The sequence below is a fragment of the Cellulomonas sp. URHD0024 genome (assembly GCF_000426185.1).
In the GTDB taxonomy this organism is placed as follows: Bacteria; Actinomycetota; Actinomycetes; order Actinomycetales; family Cellulomonadaceae; genus Cellulomonas.
Genome location: NZ_AUEW01000001.1, coordinates 252,077 through 268,804 on the forward strand (window position 1 = coordinate 252,077; position 16,728 = coordinate 268,804).

The 16,728-nt window shown below is 70.6% G+C and carries 14 protein-coding genes; 9 read left to right on the top strand and 5 right to left on the bottom strand.

The window, feature by feature from the left end; translation table 11 throughout:
- Positions 1-32 precede the first annotated feature (32 nt).
- The 9 genes from uvrC (at position 33) to I847_RS0101155 (ending at position 9,139) form a co-directional block, all read left to right on the top strand.
- A complete protein-coding gene (gene uvrC / locus I847_RS0101115; protein ID WP_028048210.1) occupies positions 33-2,072 on the top strand; it encodes an excinuclease ABC subunit UvrC in 2,040 nt (679 codons plus the stop codon).
- Positions 2,069-3,013 (top strand): RNase adapter RapZ, encoded by a 945-nt coding sequence (gene rapZ, locus I847_RS0101120; protein ID WP_028048211.1) that lies wholly within the window; start codon positions 2,069-2,071, stop codon positions 3,011-3,013. The genes uvrC and rapZ overlap by 4 nt, the downstream gene beginning before the upstream one ends.
- Positions 3,010-3,996: a uridine diphosphate-N-acetylglucosamine-binding protein YvcK gene (gene yvcK, locus I847_RS0101125; RefSeq protein WP_028048212.1), complete on the top strand. Its 987-nt coding sequence runs from the start codon at positions 3,010-3,012 to the stop codon at positions 3,994-3,996. Before rapZ ends, yvcK begins: the two co-directional genes overlap by 4 nt.
- A gap of 48 nt (positions 3,997-4,044) precedes the next feature.
- Positions 4,045-5,025 carry a DNA-binding protein WhiA gene (gene whiA / locus I847_RS0101130; RefSeq protein WP_028048213.1) on the top strand — a complete coding sequence of 327 codons (981 nt, stop codon included), beginning with the start codon at positions 4,045-4,047 and terminating at the stop codon, positions 5,023-5,025.
- 212 nt (positions 5,026-5,237) lie between these two features.
- Complete coding sequence (gene gap, locus I847_RS0101135) at positions 5,238-6,242, top strand: type I glyceraldehyde-3-phosphate dehydrogenase (RefSeq protein ID WP_028048214.1); 1,005 nt, start codon at positions 5,238-5,240, stop codon at positions 6,240-6,242.
- 134 nt (positions 6,243-6,376) lie between these two features.
- The gene (gene pgk, locus I847_RS0101140) at positions 6,377-7,576 is read left to right on the top strand and encodes a phosphoglycerate kinase (RefSeq protein WP_028048215.1); all 1,200 of its coding nucleotides are present in this window, start codon (positions 6,377-6,379) and stop codon (positions 7,574-7,576) included.
- A 2-nt stretch (positions 7,577-7,578) separates the two neighbouring features.
- Positions 7,579-8,373 (top strand): triose-phosphate isomerase, encoded by a 795-nt coding sequence (gene tpiA / locus I847_RS0101145; RefSeq protein WP_028048216.1) that lies wholly within the window; start codon positions 7,579-7,581, stop codon positions 8,371-8,373.
- Positions 8,374-8,536: 163 nt separating this feature from the next.
- Positions 8,537-8,779 (top strand): preprotein translocase subunit SecG, encoded by a 243-nt coding sequence (gene secG / locus I847_RS0101150; protein ID WP_028048217.1) that lies wholly within the window; start codon positions 8,537-8,539, stop codon positions 8,777-8,779.
- Between the two features lie 12 nt (positions 8,780-8,791).
- Positions 8,792-9,139: an RNA polymerase-binding protein RbpA gene (locus tag I847_RS0101155; RefSeq protein WP_034608687.1), complete on the top strand. Its 348-nt coding sequence runs from the start codon at positions 8,792-8,794 to the stop codon at positions 9,137-9,139.
- Positions 9,140-9,289: 150 nt separating this feature from the next.
- Here I847_RS0101155 and pgl read toward each other — a convergent pair whose 3' ends face one another.
- From pgl to tkt, 5 genes are all read right to left on the bottom strand, one after another.
- Entirely contained in the window at positions 9,290-10,726 is a 1,437-nt protein-coding gene (gene pgl / locus I847_RS27645; protein WP_028048219.1) for a 6-phosphogluconolactonase, read from the bottom strand.
- A complete protein-coding gene (locus I847_RS0101165) occupies positions 10,723-11,640 on the bottom strand; it encodes a glucose-6-phosphate dehydrogenase assembly protein OpcA (RefSeq protein ID WP_028048220.1) in 918 nt (305 codons plus the stop codon). Before I847_RS0101165 ends, pgl begins: the two co-directional genes overlap by 4 nt.
- On the bottom strand, positions 11,637-13,178 hold the full coding sequence (gene zwf / locus I847_RS0101170; protein WP_028048221.1) for a glucose-6-phosphate dehydrogenase: 1,542 nt from the start codon (positions 13,176-13,178) through the stop codon (positions 11,637-11,639). Before zwf ends, I847_RS0101165 begins: the two co-directional genes overlap by 4 nt.
- The gene (gene tal / locus I847_RS0101175) at positions 13,175-14,317 is read right to left on the bottom strand and encodes a transaldolase (protein ID WP_028048222.1); all 1,143 of its coding nucleotides are present in this window, start codon (positions 14,315-14,317) and stop codon (positions 13,175-13,177) included. Before tal ends, zwf begins: the two co-directional genes overlap by 4 nt.
- Positions 14,318-14,379: 62 nt before the next feature.
- Positions 14,380-16,545 (bottom strand): transketolase, encoded by a 2,166-nt coding sequence (gene tkt, locus I847_RS0101180; protein WP_028048223.1) that lies wholly within the window; start codon positions 16,543-16,545, stop codon positions 14,380-14,382.
- Positions 16,546-16,728 lie beyond the last annotated feature (183 nt).

The window sequence follows — 16,728 nt, forward strand, 5'->3', positions numbered from 1 at the left end:
CGACGTCGGTGGCGCGAACTAGGCTCGAACACATGGCCGATCCCGCCACCTATCGTCCCGCGCCGGGGGAGATCCCCGACGAGCCCGGGGTCTACCGCTTCCGCGACGAGCACGGACGCGTCATCTACGTCGGCAAGGCCAAGAGCCTGCGGCAGCGCCTGTCCAGCTACTTCCAGGACCTCTCCGGGCTGCACCCCCGCACCCAGCAGATGGTCACGTCGGCGGCCTCCGTCCAGTGGACGGTCGTCGGGACCGAGGTCGAGGCCCTCGCGCTCGAGTACTCGTGGATCAAGGAGTTCGACCCGCGGTTCAACGTGAAGTACCGGGACGACAAGTCGTATCCGTACCTCGCCGTGACGATGGCCGACGAGTTCCCCCGGGTACAGGTGATGCGCGGCGCCAAGCGCAGGGGCACGCGCTACTTCGGGCCGTACGCGCACGCGTGGGCCATCCGCGAGACGGTGGACCTGCTCCTGCGGGTGTTTCCCGTGCGCACGTGCTCGGCGGGTGTCTTCAGGCGTGCCAAGCAGCAGGGTCGGCCCTGCCTGCTCGGCTACATCGACAAGTGCTCGGCGCCGTGCGTCGGGCGGATCTCGCCGGACGACCACCACGCGTTGGCGCAGGACTTCTGCGACTTCATGGCCGGGGACACGGCCAAGTTCACGCGACGCCTGACCGTGGCCATGAAGGAGGCGGCCAACGAGCTCGACTACGAGCGGGCCGCGCGGCTGCGGGACGACATCCAGACGCTCGAACGAGCGACCGGGAAGAACGCCGTCGTGCTCGCAGACGGCACCGACGCGGACATCTTCGCGCTGTCGGGTGACGAGCTCGAGGCCGCCGTGCAGGTCTTCCACGTCCGCGACGGCAGGATCCGCGGTCAACGCGGCTGGGTGGTGGAGAAGGTCGAGGACGTCACGGACGGCGAGCTGGTCGAGCACCTGCTTCAGCAGATCTACGGCAACGAGGCGTCGGGTGACGGTGGAACGTCGTCGGCCGTCCCGCGGGAGGTCCTGGTCCCGGTGCTTCCGCCGGACGTCGACCAGGTGCAGGCGTGGCTCGGTGGCCTGCGGGGGAGCAAGGTCTCCGTCCGAGTGCCGCAGCGGGGCGACAAGCGCGAGCTGGCCGCGACGGTGCTGCGCAACGCCGAGCACGCACTCGTCCTGCACCGCACCCGCCGCGCGGGCGACCTCACCACGCGCAGCCAGGCGCTGCAGGAGATCCAGGAGGCCTTGGACCTCACGTCGGCACCGCTGCGCATCGAGTGCTACGACGTGTCGCACAACCAGGGCACCTACCAGTCGGCCTCGATGGTGGTGTTCGAGGACGGCCTGGCCCGCAAGAGCGAGTACCGGATGTTCAACATTCGCGGACCCGAGGGCCAGGGCGCGCGCGACGACACCGCTGCCATGCACGAGGTGATCACTCGACGCTTCCGGCGCTACCTGGCCGACCGGGCGGACTCGCGGGACCTGGAGCTCGACACCGGCGCCGACGAGGACGACCACCTGGTGCGGTCGGGTCCGATCGACGAGGTCACGGGCAGGCCGGTGCGCTTCGCCTACCCGCCCAACCTGGTCGTGGTCGACGGCGGTCCGCCCCAGGTCGCGGCCGCGGCGGCGGCGATGGCCGAGCTGGGCATCGACGACGTCGCGCTGTGCGGGCTGGCCAAGCGACTCGAGGAGGTCTGGCTGCCCGGGGAGGAGTACCCCGTCATCCTGCAGCGCTCCTCGGAGGGGCTCTACCTGCTGCAACGGCTTCGCGACGAGGCGCACCGCTTCGCCATCACCGCACACCGCAAGCGCCGGAGCAAGGGAATGACGACGTCGGTGCTCGACGACGTCCCGGGCCTCGGACCGGCGCGCCAGGCGGCGCTCCTGCGGCACTTCGGCTCCGTCAAGCGGCTTCGCGCTGCGTCGGTCGAGGAGATCGCCTCGGTGCAGGGGATGGGTGAGCGGACGGCCGCGGCAGTGGTGGCCGCCCTCAACCCGGCGCGCGACACGACGTCGGACAGTCCCACGACCGGCGCGTCGGACCAGGTGAGCGCGTCGGCTGGCATGCTTGACGCATGAGCGACGAGCCTTCGCCGATCACGGTGCCCACCGGGATTCCCGCCCTCGAGGCTGCGACGGAGGCGCCGCACCTCGTCCAGCCCCAGGTGCTGATCATCACCGGCATGTCGGGCGCGGGTCGTTCGCGTGCGGCGGCGGTGCTGGAAGACCTCGACTGGTACGTCATCGACAACCTGCCCGCCCAGATGCTGACGCACCTGGTGGGCATGCTCACCAGCGGAGCCGCCGGCGCCCGCGCGCAGCGGCTGGCGGCCGTGATCGACGTGCGAGGACGGGAGTTCTTCCGCGATCTCGCACTCGTGCTCGAGGGGCTCCGTGAGTCCGGCGTCGTCTACCGGATCCTCTTCCTCGACGCGTCCGACGAGGTGCTGGTCCGTCGGTTCGAGCAGGTCCGCCGGCCGCACCCGTTGCAAGGGGCGGGACGGATCCTCGACGGGATCGCGGCCGAGCGCGCGGCGCTGGTCGACCTGCGCGAGCGCGCGGACACCCTGATCGACACGTCCGAGCTCAACGTGCACGACCTGGCCCGGGAGGTCCGCACGGTCGTCACGACGGCCGGCGAGGACGTGCTGCAGGTCTCGGTGCTGTCGTTCGGCTTCAAGTACGGGCTGCCGCTCGACGCCGACCACGTGGTGGACGTGCGCTTCCTGGCCAACCCGTACTGGATCACCGAGCTGCGTCACCTGACCGGTCGGGACGCTCCGGTCCGTGACTACGTCCTCGGTCTGCCCGGGGCTGTGACCTTCGTCGACCGGTACGTGGCGGCCTTGGAGCCCGTGCTCGCGGGATACCTCAACGAGGAGAAGCGCTACGTCACGATCGCCGTCGGGTGCACGGGCGGCAAGCACCGTTCCGTGGCGGTCAGCGAGGCGATCGCGACGAGGCTGCGCGATCAGGGGCACCACGTGGCCGTCAGCGCACGCGACCTCGGCAAGGAATGACGAACGTTCGAGGAGCCCGCAGAGGTGCGCCCGCGGTCGTCGCGCTCGGCGGTGGGCACGGGCTCTCGGCGTCGCTCTCGGCGCTCCGGCTCATGACCGACCAGATCACTGCCGTCGTCACCGTCGCGGACGACGGTGGATCGTCGGGTCGCCTGCGCGAGGAGCTCGGGGTGCTGCCGCCAGGTGACCTGCGGATGGCACTCGCCGCGCTGTGCGACGACTCCGAGTGGGGTCGCACCTGGCGCGACCTGCTGCAGCACCGGTTCCACTCGTCGGGCGACCTCGACCAGCATGCCGTCGGGAACCTGCTCATCGTCGCCCTGTGGGAGCAGCTCGGCGACACCGTCGAGGGTCTCGACTGGGTGGGGCGACTCCTGGGTGCTCGGGGCCGGGTCCTTCCGATGGCCTCCGTGCCCCTGCGCATCGAGGCCGATGTCGTCGACGACCTGGGTGTCAGGTCGCTGGTCGTCGGACAGAGTGCCGTCGCCGTGACGACCGGAACGATCGAGGCTCTGCGGCTCGACCCTCCGGACCCACCCGCGTGCCCGGAGGCGGTGGAGGCGATCGGGGCGGCCGACTGGATCGTGCTCGGTCCCGGGTCCTGGTACACCTCGGTGCTCCCGCACCTGCTCGTTCCGAGCCTGCGTGCGGCACTCGGGCGAACGCGTGCCCGGACGATCCTGACGCTGAACCTCGCATCGGGTGAATCGGGGGAGACGGCGGGTATGCGCGCCGAGGACTACCTCGAGGTGCTGCGCACCCACGCGCCCGAGCTGAGGATCGACGCCGTCGTCGCGGATCCCACGGCGGTCGAGGACGTCTCGGCACTGGCTTCGCGCACCGCCGACCTGGGGGCTCGTCTGCTGCTGCGCCAGGTCGGCAAGGGTGACGGAACACCCCGACACGACCCGCTACGCCTGGCCGGCGCGTACTCGGACGTCGTCGAGGGCTTTCTCGGGGACGTCGGAACCCGGTCGGACTAGCTGCTCGGACCGGTCCCGGACAGCTGTCCCGGATGGCAGGATGCAGCCATGGCGTTGACGGCACAGGTGAAGGACGAGCTCGCCCGTCTGAAGGTGGACAAGACGTCCTCACGGAAGGCCGAGGTCTCGGCCACCCTGAGGTTCGCGGGGGGCTTGCACATCATCTCGGGGCGGATCGTCATCGAGGCGGAGCTGGACACGGGTATCGGTGCCCGCCGGCTGCGCCAGGCGATCTCGGAGGTCTACGGGCACGACAGCGAGATCATCGTCGTCTCCGGCGGCGGGCTGCGTCGCGGTTCCCGGTACGTCGTGCGGGTGGTCAAGGACGGCGAGTCGCTCGCCCGCCAGACAGGTCTCCTCGACAACCGCGGCCGTCCGGTGCGAGGTCTGCCCCCACAGGTGGTGTCGGCGGGCGTCGCCGAGGCTGAGGCAGCCTGGCGTGGCGCGTTCCTCGCGCACGGATCGCTGACCGAGCCGGGACGTTCGTCGGCTCTCGAGGTCACGTGCCCCGGCCCGGAGGCGGCTCTGGCGCTCGTCGGTGCGGCTCGTCGGCTCGGCATCTCGGCCAAGGCTCGCGAGGTGCGCGGTGTCGACCGCGTGGTCATCCGGGACGGGGACGCGATCAGCGCGATGCTGGCGCGTCTGGGTGCGCACGAGACCATGCTGCTGTGGGAGGAGCGTCGGGTCCGGCGCGAGGTCCGCGGCACCGCGAACCGGCTGGCCAACTTCGACGACGCGAACCTTCGCCGCTCGGCCCGGGCCGCGGTCGCCGCCGGCGCTCGGGTGGAGCGTGCGTTCGAGATCCTGGGCGACGAGCTGCCCGAGCACCTGCGCGAGGCGGGGGAGCTGCGGCTCGCGCACAAGGAGGCGTCGCTGGAGGAGCTGGGCAAGCTGGCCGTCCCGCCGCTGACCAAGGACGCGGTCGCCGGACGGATCCGTCGGCTCCTCGCGACCGCGGACAAGCGGGCGGCTGACCTGGGCATCCCCGACACGGAGGCCGGACTCAGCCCGGATCTGCTCGACCTCTGAGAGCCCAGAAAGGGCCTTTGGTCCCGACGGCCGGTGTCTGCGTGTGCGGTGTCGCGGGTATAGACTTCGGTTATCCGATCGCCACGCGTTCTACCGTGTTGTGCCAAGGTACGGTTTGGCAGGGCGGTTGACGATCGGAACGCACAGCGGCGTGCGGAACCCATCGAAAACATGTGTGCGCCGACCTCCGTCGGCGCTGCCGAGGAGGGCAAGTGACCATCAAGGTCGGCATCAACGGCTTCGGCCGAATCGGTCGCAACTTCTACCGGGCGATCATTGCCTCGGGCGCGGACATCGAGATCGTCGGTGTCAACGACCTGACGGACAACAAGACCCTGGCCCACCTGCTCAAGTACGACACGGTCCTGGGCCGGTTCCCGCTGAGCGTCGACTTCGACGACGAGAACATCATCGTCGACGGCAAGAAGATCCGCGCCCTTGAGGTGCGCGACCCCGCGGACCTGCCGTGGAAGGAGCTCGGTGCCGACATCGTCATCGAGTCCACGGGCTTCTTCACGGACGCGACCAAGGCGAAGGCCCACATCGAGGCCGGTGCGAAGAAGGTCATCATCTCGGCGCCCGCGAAGAACGAGGACGGCACCTTCGTCGTCGGCGTGAACCACACGGACTACGACGCCGCGACGCAGCACATCATCTCCAACGCCTCGTGCACCACGAACTGCCTGGCCCCGGTGGCCAAGGCGCTCAACGACGCGATCGGCATCGAGCGCGGTCTCATGACCACGATCCACGCCTACACGGGTGACCAGAACCTCCAGGACGGTCCGCACAAGGACCTGCGTCGCGCCCGCGCGGCCGCGCAGAACATCGTCCCGACGTCGACCGGTGCGGCCAAGGCCGTGGCGCTCGTCCTCCCGGAGCTCAAGGGCAAGCTCGACGGCTTCGCTCTGCGCGTGCCGACGATCACCGGCTCGGCCACCGACCTGACCTTCACCGCCTCGCGCGAGGTCACGGTCGACGAGGTCAACGCCGCGGTCAAGGCCGCCGCCGAGGGTCCGCTCAAGGGCGTCCTCGAGTACGTCGAGGACGAGATCGTCTCGAGCGACATCGTCACCAACCCGCACCAGAGCATCTTCGACTCGAAGCTCACCAAGGTGAGCGGCGACCTGGTCAAGATCATCGCCTGGTACGACAACGAGTGGGGCTACTCCAACAGCCTCGTGGCACTCACCACGTACGTCGGCGAGCGTCTCTGACCTCGTCCGTGCACCACGAGTGACGTCCAGCGTCCGCGTGCGCCCCGGCCCACCGGCCCGGTGCACGCGGACGCTGCTGTGTCTCGTGAGTGCGAAGGCTCAGCCACCACCTGTACGACCCTAGGCAGGAGAACATGAAGACCATCGAGGACCTCGGAGACCTGCGCGGCAAGCGCGTGCTGGTCCGTTCCGACTTCAACGTGCCGCTCGACGGAACGACGATCACCGACGACGGCCGTGTCCGGGCCGCGCTCCCGACACTGACGGCGCTCCTGTCCGCGGGTGCCCGCGTCGTCGTCACCGCGCACCTCGGTCGCCCCAAGGGCGCGCCCGAGGACAAGTACTCGCTCAAGCCCGTCGCAGCACGCCTCTCGGAGCTCCTGGGCCAGCCGGTCGCACTGGCCGACGACGTCGTCGGTGAGTCCGCCAAGGCCACTGTGGCCGCGCTGCAGGACGGCGAGATCGCGCTGCTGGAGAACATCCGGTTCGACCCGCGTGAGACGTCGAAGGTGGACGAGGAGCGGGCGTCGTTGGCGGCTGAGCTCGCCGAGCTGGCCGACGTGTACGTCTCGGACGGCTTCGGGGTCGTCCACCGCAAGCAGGCCTCGGTGTACGACGTCGCCCTCGTGCTCCCGCACGCAGTCGGGGCACTCGTTCTCAAGGAGGTCGCGTCGCTGCGCAAGGCGACGGACGACCCGGCCCGCCCGTACGTCGTCGTCCTGGGCGGCTCGAAGGTCTCCGACAAGCTCGGCGTCATCGCGAACCTGCTGACCAAGGCCGACCGTCTGCTCATCGGCGGCGGCATGCTGTTCACGTTCCTCGCGGCCAAGGGCTACTCGGTGGGCAACTCGCTCCTCGAGAAGGACCAGCTCGAGACCGTCAAGGGCTACCTGGCGCAGGCCGAGGCCGCGGGCGTCGAGATCGTGCTGCCGACGGACATCGTCGTCGCTGACGAGTTCAAGGCGGACTCCCCGGCGCAGGTGGTTCCCGCGGATGCCATTCCCGACGGGAAGATCGGCCTGGACATCGGTCCCGAGTCCAGCACGCTGTTCGCCAGCAAGATCGTGGACGCCAAGACCGTCGTCTGGAACGGCCCGGCCGGCGTGTTCGAGTTCGAGGCGTTCTCGGGCGGCACCCGTGCCGTGGCTCAGGCGCTGATCGACGCCGGCACCAACGGCGGCTTCACCATCGTCGGCGGTGGCGACTCCGCCGCGGCCGTGCGCACGCTCGGCTTCGACGAGGCCGGGTTCGGACACATCTCGACCGGTGGTGGCGCCAGCCTCGAGTTCCTCGAGGGCAAGACGCTCCCCGGCATCGCGGTTCTGGAGGACTGATCGTGGCGACGCGTACCCCGCTCATGGCGGGCAACTGGAAGATGAACCTGGACCACCACCAGGCCACGCACACCGTGCAGAAGCTCGCGTGGGCGCTGCGTGACGGCAAGCACGACTTCTCCAAGGTCGAGGTCGCCGTCCTGCCGCCCTTCACCGACCTGCGCAGCGTGCAGACGCTGGTCGACGCGGACAAGCTCGAGCTCGTCTACGGCGCGCAGGACTGCTCGGCCTACCAGTCGGGTGCCTACACCGGTGAGATCTCGCCGGCGTTCCTCGCGAAGCTGGGTGCCACGTACGTCGCGGTCGGCCACTCGGAGCGTCGGCAGTACCACGACGAGTCCGACGAGCTCATCAACAAGAAGGTCCTCAACGCGCTGGCCTCGGGCATCGTGCCCATCCTGTGCGTCGGAGAGGTCCTCGAGGTCCGCAAGGCCGGAGAGCACGTCCCGCACACGCTCGCGCAGCTGGACGGAGCGCTCGCCGGACTGACCGCCGAGCAGGTCAAGACGATCGTCGTGGCGTATGAGCCCGTCTGGGCCATCGGCACCGGCGAGACGGCGACGCCCGAGGACGCGCAGGAGCTGTGCGAGGCGATCCGGTCGCGCATCGCCGAGCTGTACGACGCCGAGACCGCCGACGCCGTGCGCGTGCTCTACGGCGGCTCCGTGAAGTCGTCGAACGTCGCGTCGATCATGGCGAAGCCCGACGTCGACGGTGCTCTGGTGGGTGGCGCGAGCCTCGACCCCGACGAGTTCGCGGCGATCGCGCGCTACCAGTCCCACGCGGTCGGTCTCTGACCTGTGCCGTTCCGGTCCCCGTCCGGTTCGTCCGGGCGGGGACCCGGGCCGCGGCATGGTGGTTTTCCGGCCGCCGGTCGCCTACCCTGTACCGCGGTCAACCGCAGCGTCGCCGGCCCGATTCGCCTGTGACGTGCCCTCCCAGTAAGGAACCGACGCCGACGTGGACGCCTTGCGTATCGCCCTCCAGGTGCTGCTGGTCCTCACCAGCCTCCTGCTCATCCCGCTCGTCCTGCTGCACAAGGGCAAGGGCGGCGGATTGTCCGACATGTTCGGCGGCGGCATCACCAGCAGCGCCGGCAGCTCCGGGGTCGCCGAGCGGAACCTCAACCGGATCACGGTCGGTACTGCGCTCCTGTGGACGGTCATCATCATCCTTCTCGGGCTCCTCGAGAAGACGGTCTGAGGGCGGTCGGCGATGGCGAGCGGGAGTGCGATCAGGGGGTCGCGAGTCGGAGCCGGTCCCATGGGCGAGGCGGAACGCGGCGACACCGCTCCCCGCATCTGGGTGTCGTACTGGTGCGCCAACGGGCACGAGACGCGGCCGAGCTTCGCTGAGGAGGCCGCCCTCGAGGCGCCTCTGACGTGGGACTGCCCGCGCTGCGGGTTCCCCGCCGGTCAGGACCAGGCGAACCCGCCGTCACCCAGCAAGAACGAGCCGTACAAGACGCACCTCGCGTACGTGAAGGAGCGGCGTTCCGACGAGGACGGTGCCGCCATCCTGGACGAGGCGCTGGCGGCACTGCGCGCGAAGCGCGGCGGCTGAGTCCGCGCCGGACAGCTGCACAAGAGGCCCCGCAACGGCGCGGGGTCTCTTGCTTTTCGTACGTCCGCCCGGCATGTGCCGTGCGGACGGCGAGCCGCGGTCGCAAAGGCTCCGTTCGCTCGGCTGGCCCAGCGGTGACCCGTCTGTCGTTCAGAGCACCCGCAGGAGTGCGAACCCGTCGTAGCCCTTGGTGCCGACCGTCTGGATCACCGTCGAGTCGTAACGCGGGTTGTCGGTGAGCAGGTCGACCATCGTGCGGATGCCCTGGACCCGGGCGTCGGGATGATGCGGATCGAGGACGCCGCCGGCGCGCACGACGTTGTCGACGATCACCAGCGACCCCTGGTGCGTGAGCTCGAGCGTCTGCTCGAGGTAGCGGGGGATCGACTCCTTGTCCGCGTCGATGAACACGAGATCGAACGGCTCGGTGCCGTCGGCGACGAGCCGGTCGAGCGTCTCGACCGCCGCGCCGACCAGCACGGAGGCCACGTCACCGAGTCCCGCGCGCACGAGGGAGTCGGTGGCCACGGTGGCGTGCTCGGGGGAGATCTCGAGCGTGACGAGCGAGCCGTCGGCGGGGAGTGCCCGCGCGAGCCAGACCGTGCTGTACCCGCCGAGCGTCCCGACCTCCAGGATCCGACGAGCTCCGACCGCCTGCGCGATCAGGTGCAGGAGCTTGCCCTGGTGAGGTGTGACGGCGATGTCGGGCAGCCCGGCGTGGACCGCGCTCGCACGCGTGTCCACCAGGGCGACGTCCTCGGGCACCAGCACCGCGAAGTACTCGTCGACCGCGGTCCAGAGGTCCTTGGTCTTCGGGGCCGCAGGGGCCTCGGCCGTGGACAGGGCGGCAGTCGCCGCAGCGTCGACGAGCCAGAGCGTCCGCTCGGTGCCGAGCGCGCCGGCAGCGGGCGTCACGCTCACCGACGCGCCACCGAGCGCGGACGCGACTGCCTCGGCCTTCTCGGCACCGGCGGCCACGACCCAGACCTCCCGGGCAGCACGGATGGCGTCGAACGTCAGCGAGACCCGCAGGGGCGGGGGCTTGGGCGACTCGTGCACGGCGACGGTGAGCGAGTACTGGGCGCCGAGCGCCTGGTGCCCCGGGAAGAGGGAAGCGACGTGCCCGTCCGGACCCATGCCGAGCAGCAGGATGTCGAACGCGGGCGTGCCGGCCTCCGTCAACGCCGACGCGTACAGCGCGGCGGACGCCTCGGGCGTCGGGACCTCGTCGCTCAGCGCGGGGATCGGGTGCACGTTCGACGCGGGCAGCGCCTCGCCGAGAGCGTCGATGAGCGCCTCGCGGGCCTGGGTCTCGTTGCGGTCCGGGTGGCCGTCCGGGACGAACCGCTCGTCCCCCCACCACAGGTGCACGCCCGACCAGTCGACGGCGTCCCGTACAGGGCTCGCCGCGACCGCACGGAGCGTGGCGATGCCGACCGTGCCGCCCGTCAGCCCGACGTGCAGCGGCGATCGGTGCGACTGCAGGTCGATCAGCCGGGTCAGCAGCCGCGCGGCCGCCGCCTCCGCCAGCACGGTGGCGTCGGGATGGACGACGACGTCCCGCGGGGCGTGCTGCGAGCCGGTCACGCCTGGAGCCTCGCAAGTCCCTTCTGGAGCACCTCGCCGTAGACCTCGTCGGCGTCGAGGCGTCGCAGCTCCTCCGCCAGGCACTCACGGAGCTGGCGGATCGGCAGGGCGATCCGGTGGTCGGGCTGGTCGGGCTGGTGCAGGGCGGCGGTCTTCCCGTCGGGCCGGTCCAGCACGATCGGTCCTGACGTTCGCTCGAGTCGGACCTGGGTGATGGCCAGTGCCTCGGTGACCCGCTCGATCTCGACCGGGCAGCGCAGCGCCTGCGCCAGCCACGCGGCGATCAGGTCGACCGACGGGTGGTTCGCCTGCCCGACGATGACCGCCTTGTGCACGGGCTCGTACGGCGGCTGGTCGAGCGTGGCGGCGATGAGGCCACGCCACAGGGTCGCGCGCGTCCAGGCGAGGTCAGTGTCACCGTCGACGTAGGTGGCCGCGAGCTGACGCAGGGTGGCCAGCGGGTGGAGCGCCTGCGTGGAGTCCGTGATCCGGCGGGCGGCCATACGACCGATCGGGTCCTCGGCCACGTTCTTCGGCACCTCGTACGGCCACCAGGCCACGATCGGCGCGTCGGGCAGCAGGAGGGGGATCACGAGGGTGTCCAGGTGCCGCTCGAGAGCGCCCGACGGCCGCAGGACGAGGACCTCGCTGGCACCGGCGTCGCCTCCGAGCCGGATCTGCACGTCGAGGTTCGACTCCTTGTCGGACACGTCGTTGGCGATGACGATCACGCGGCACGGGTGCTCCCGGCTGGCGTCGTTCGCCGCCTCGATCGCTTCCTCGGGGTCGCGGTCGCCCACCGACACGACGAGGGTCAGCACACGGCCGAGCGCGATCGCACCGCCCTCGTCGCGCTCCTTCAGCAGCCGCTTGTTGACGTCGCGGGTGGTCGTGTTCGGCATCTCGATGATCATGGCCGTCTCCAGGCTCGTCCGTCGCGCGCCATCATCTTGTCCGCCGACTCCGGCCCCCAGGTGCCGGAGCGGTACTGGTCCGGCTTCCCGTGGGCGGCCCAGTAGGCGGTGATCGGGTCGAGCACCTTCCAGGACAGCTCGACCTCCTCGTGCCGCGGGAACAACGGCGGGTCGCCGAGCAGGACGTCGAGGATCAGCCGCTCGTACGCCTCGGGGGAGGACTCGGTGAACGCGTGGCCGTAGCCGAAGTCCATCGTCACGTCGCGCACCTCCATGGCCGTGCCCGGCACCTTGGCGCCGAAGCGCAGCGTGACGCCCTCGTCGGGCTGCACGCGGATGACCAGGGCGTTCTTGCCCAGCTCGGCGGTCGCGGTCGACTCGAACGGGAGGTGCGGAGCGCGCTTGAAGACCACGGCGATCTCGGTGACCCGTCGGCCCAGACGCTTGCCCGTGCGCAGGTAGAACGGCACGCCGGCCCAGCGACGGTTGTCGATGTCCACGCGGATCGCCGCGAACGTCTCGGTGGTGGACTCCTTGTCGAAGCCCTCCTCCTCGAGGTACCCGACGACCTTCTCGCCGCCCTGCCAGCCGGCCGCGTACTGCCCGCGAGAGGTGTGCTTGCCGATGTCCCGGGGAACCCGGACGGCCGAGAGGACCTTGACCTTCTCGGCGCGCAGGCCGTCCGCCTCGAACGACGCCGGCTCCTCCATCGCGGTGAGCGCGAGCAGCTGCATCAGGTGGTTCTGGATCACGTCCCGGGCCGCGCCGATGCCGTCGTAGTACGACGCGCGTCCGCCGATGCCGATGTCCTCGGCCATGGTGATCTGGACGTGGTCGACGTAGTTGGCGTTCCAGATCGGCTCGAACAGCTGGTTGGCGAATCGGAGGGCCAGCAGGTTCTGCACCGTCTCCTTGCCGAGGTAGTGGTCGATCCGGAAGATGTCGTCCGGGTTGAAGACGTCGGAGACGATGTCGTTCAGCTCGCGGGCGCTCTTCAGGTCGTGGCCGAAGGGCTTCTCGATGACCACGCGGCGCCACGTGCCTTCGGCGGGCTGCGACAGGCCGGACCGGGCGAGCTGCTTGCACACCACGGGGAACGAGCTCGGCGGGACGGAGAGGTAGAACGCGTGGTTGCCGCCCGTCCCTCGGGTGACGTCCAGCTCCTCGACCGTCTCGCGGAGCCGGTCGAACGCGTCGTCGTCGTCGAACGTGCCCTGCACGAACCGGATGCCCTCGGACATCTGGCGCCAGGTCGCCTCGCGGAACGGCGTGCGCGCGTGCTCACGCACCGAGTCGTGCACGATCTTCGCGAAGTCCTGGGTCGCCCAGTCGCGTCGTGCGAAGCCGGTCAGGGCGAAACCCGGGGGCAGCAGACCCCGGTTGGTCAGGTCGTACACGGCCGGCATGAGCTTCTTGCGCGCGAGATCTCCAGTCACCCCGAAGATCACCAGCCCGCACGGACCGGCGATCCGGGGGAGCCGGCGGTCCCGCTCGTCCCGCAGCGGGTTGTTCTCGGCGCTGACCTTGGTCGAGCTCACCTGGCGACTCCCGACTCGTTCTGCTTCGCGGCGGCCGCGAGGCCGTCGGAGACGGTCCCGAGCAGCTCACCCCAGCTGGCCGTGAACTTGTCCACGCCCTCGACCTCGAGCTGCTCCGTCACGTCGTCGATGTCGATGCCCAGGTCGCGCAGGCCGGAGATGACCCCCTCTGCCTGCTCGCGGGTGCCCGTCACCGTGTCGTGCGCGTCACCGCCGTGGTCGGCGACGGCCCGCAGCGTGGCCTCGGGCATCGTGTTCACGACGCCGGCAACCACGAGCTCGTCGACGTAGAGCGTGTCGGGGTACGCCTTGTCCTTCACGCCGGTCGACGCCCACAAGGGACGCTGCGGATGCGCGCCCTGGGCCGCGAGGGCCTTCCAGCGGTCGTCCGCGACGACCTCCTGGAACAGCCCGTACGCGAGCCGGGCATTCGCGATCGCGGCCTTCCCGCGCAGAGCTGCCGCCTCGGGGGAGCCGAGCTTGTCGAGCAGCGGGTCGATCGCGGTGTCGACGCGTGAGACGAAGAACGAGGCGACCGACGCGATGGGGGCGAGATCGTGGCCGTTCGCTTGCGCCTGCTCGAGTCCGGACTCGAACGCGTCGAGCACGGCACCGTAGCGCTCGAGCGAGAAGATCAGGGTGACGTTGACGCTGATGCCCTCGGCGAGCACAGCCGTGATCGCAGCCAGGCCCTCGCGCGTCGCTGGGATCTTGATGAAGACGTTCGGCCTGTCGACTGTCGCCCACAGCGACTTCGCCGACGCGATCGTGCCCTCGGTGTCCTTGGCCAGTCGCGGATCCACCTCGATGGAGACGCGGCCGTCGACGCCGTCGGTGCGGTCGTACACGGGCCGCAGCACGTCCGCCGCCTCGCGCACGTCGTCGGTGGTGATCCGGAAGACCGCCGCGTCGACGTCGGCGCCGTCCGCGGCCAGCTCGCGCAGCTGGGCGTCGTACGCGTCGCCCTTGGACAGGGCACTGGCGAAGATCGACGGGTTCGTCGTCACGCCGACCACACCGCTGTCCGCGACCAGCTCGGCGAGGTTCCCCGTGCGCAGCCGCTCGCGCGACAGATCATCGAGCCAGATCGCGACTCCTGCGTCCGCCAGGCGTGCCAGGGGGTTGCTGTTCCGTGCCATGTCGATCCCCTTCATCCGAGCGCCGGCCCCGTAGAACCCGGGGCCGGCGCGTCCGATCAGACTCAGACCTGCTGGTCGCCCGTGCCGCTCGCGAGGGGCAGGCCGGGTGTGTTCGCGGGACCGCTGTTCGCCGCCGCGATCGACTCGTGGGCCGCGGCGACGACGTGCTCGGCGGTGAAGCCGAACTCCTCGAACAGCTTCTCCGCCGACGCCGAGGCACCGTAGTGCTCGATCGAGACGGAGCGGCCCGCATCGCCGAGGAGCTTGTGCCACGAGAGGGCGATGCCCGCCTCGACCGAGACGCGTGCGCGGACCGACGACGGCAGCACCGACTCGCGGTACGCCTCGTCCTGGTCCGCGAACCACTCGAGCGACGGAGCGGACACGACCCGGGTCGGCACGCCGGCGGCCTCGAGGGTGGTGCGGGCCTCGACCGCCAGCTGCACCTCCGAGCCCGTGCCGATGAGGATCACGTCAGGTGTGCCGGTGCTCGCCTCCAGCAGCACGTACGCGCCCCGTGCCAGGCCGTCCGCCGAGGCGAAGCCGTCCTCGCCGCGGGGGAACGTCGGGACGTTCTGCCGGGTGAGCACGAGGGCCACAGGACCGGTCGTGTGCTCGAGCGTCGCCTTCCAGGCAGCGGCCGTCTCGTTGGCGTCGGCGGGGCGGACGACCGTGAGGCCGGGGATGGCACGTACCGCCGCGAGGTGCTCGATCGGCTGGTGCGTGGGGCCGTCCTCGCCGAGACCGATGGAGTCGTGCGTCCAGACGTAGACGGCCGGCACGCCCATGAGCGAGGCCAGGCGTACGGCACCGCGCATGTAGTCGCTGAAGGTGAAGAACGTGCCGCCGTACGGCCGGGTCAGCCCGTGCAGCCGGATGCCCGAGAGGATCGAGCCCATGGCGTGCTCGCGGATGCCGAAGTGCAGGGTGCGTCCGAACTGGTCGCCGGCGAACTCCGTCGTGGAGCGCTTGGCCGGGAGGAAGGACGGCTCGCCCTTCATGGTGGTGTTGTTGGAGCCGGCGAGGTCGGCAGAGCCGCCCCACAGCTCGGGCAGCACCGGGGCCAGGGCGGAGAGCACGTCGCCGGACGCGGCACGTGTGGCTACCGCCTTGCCGGCGGGGAACACGGGCAGGGCGTCGGCCCAGCCGTCGGGCAGCTCGCCCGCGACCAGCCGGTCGAGCAGGGCAGCGTTGTCCGGGTTGGCGGCACGCCACGCGCCGAACGACTCCTGCCACGCGGCCTTGACGGGCGCGGTGCGCTCGCTCAGCCCACGCGTGTGCGCGAGCACCGCGGGGTCGACGTCGAAGGCTCTGTCGGGGGCGAACCCGACGGCCTCCTTGAGCCCACGGACGGCATCGCCGCCCAGCTTGGAGCCGTGGGCCGAGTGCTCGTTCGTCTTGCCGGGGGTCGGCCACGCGATCAGCGTCCGCAGGCCGATGAACGACGGGCGGTCGGTGACGGCCTTCGCCGCCTCGATCGCCGCGTGCAGGGAGTCGACGTCCTCGACGTAGCCGTCCGGCCCCGCCGTCCAGTCCACGAACTGGGTGTGCCAGCCGTAGGCCTCGTACCTCGCGACGACGTCCTCGGTGAACGCGATCTCGGTGTCGCCCTCGATCGAGATGTGGTTGTCGTCCCAGAGCACGATGAGGTTGCCGAGCTCCTGCGTGCCCGCGATGGACGACGCCTCGCTGGTCACGCCCTCCTGCAGGTCGCCGTCGGAAGCGATGACGTACACGAAGTGGTCGAACGGGCTGGTGCCCGGTGCGGCGTCGGGGTCGAGCAGGCCGCGCTCACGGCGGGCCGCCATCGCGAAGCCGACCGCGGATGCGAGCCCCTGGCCGAGCGGACCCGTGGTGATCTCCACACCGGTCGTGTGCTTGTACTCGGGGTGTCCGGGCGTCTTGGAGCCCCACGTCCGCAGCGCCTCGAGGTCCTGGAGCTCGAGCCCGAAGCCGGCCAGGTACAGCTGGATGTACTGCGTGAGGCTGGAGTGGCCTGCCGAGAGGATGAACCGGTCGCGGCCCAGCCAGTGCGGGTCGGCCGGGTCGTGCCGGAGCACGTTCTGGTACAGCAGGTAGGCGGCGGGGGCCAGGCTGATCGCCGTCCCCGGGTGGCCGTTGCCGACCTTCTCGACCGCGTCCGCGGCCAGGACACGGACCGTGTCCACCGCCTTCACGTCAAGATCAGTCCAACCGACCGTCTTCGCCAGGGGAGCCTTCGCGTTCACCGCACCTCATTCCCACCCTGGCCTGCGGCCGGGTGACGTGTCGGACGAGTTCGGGCAGCCACTGCGGGCCACCGAGCAGGTCGGCGTCGCGCCTTCGCGGCGGTCGTCGGACCGTGCCCTTCGAGCCTATAGCGCAGGTGGGCCATGCCGCCGGGCGTGACCAGGACCGTGGTTGTCGCGCTC

Excerpts from the sequence above, each read along its gene's own strand:
- uvrC (WP_028048210.1), top strand. The coding sequence starts at position 33 with ATGGCCGATCCCGCCACCTATCGTCCCGCGCCGGGGGAGATCCCCGAC.
- rapZ (WP_028048211.1), top strand. The coding sequence starts at position 2,069 with ATGAGCGACGAGCCTTCGCCGATCACGGTGCCCACCGGGATTCCCGCC.
- yvcK (WP_028048212.1), top strand. The coding sequence starts at position 3,010 with ATGACGAACGTTCGAGGAGCCCGCAGAGGTGCGCCCGCGGTCGTCGCG.
- whiA (WP_028048213.1), top strand. The coding sequence starts at position 4,045 with ATGGCGTTGACGGCACAGGTGAAGGACGAGCTCGCCCGTCTGAAGGTG.
- pgk (WP_028048215.1), top strand. The coding sequence starts at position 6,377 with ATGAAGACCATCGAGGACCTCGGAGACCTGCGCGGCAAGCGCGTGCTG.
- I847_RS0101155 (WP_034608687.1), top strand. The coding sequence starts at position 8,792 with ATGGCGAGCGGGAGTGCGATCAGGGGGTCGCGAGTCGGAGCCGGTCCC.
- I847_RS0101165 (WP_028048220.1), bottom strand. The coding sequence starts at position 11,640 with ATGATCATCGAGATGCCGAACACGACCACCCGCGACGTCAACAAGCGG.
- tal (WP_028048222.1), bottom strand. The coding sequence starts at position 14,317 with ATGGCACGGAACAGCAACCCCCTGGCACGCCTGGCGGACGCAGGAGTC.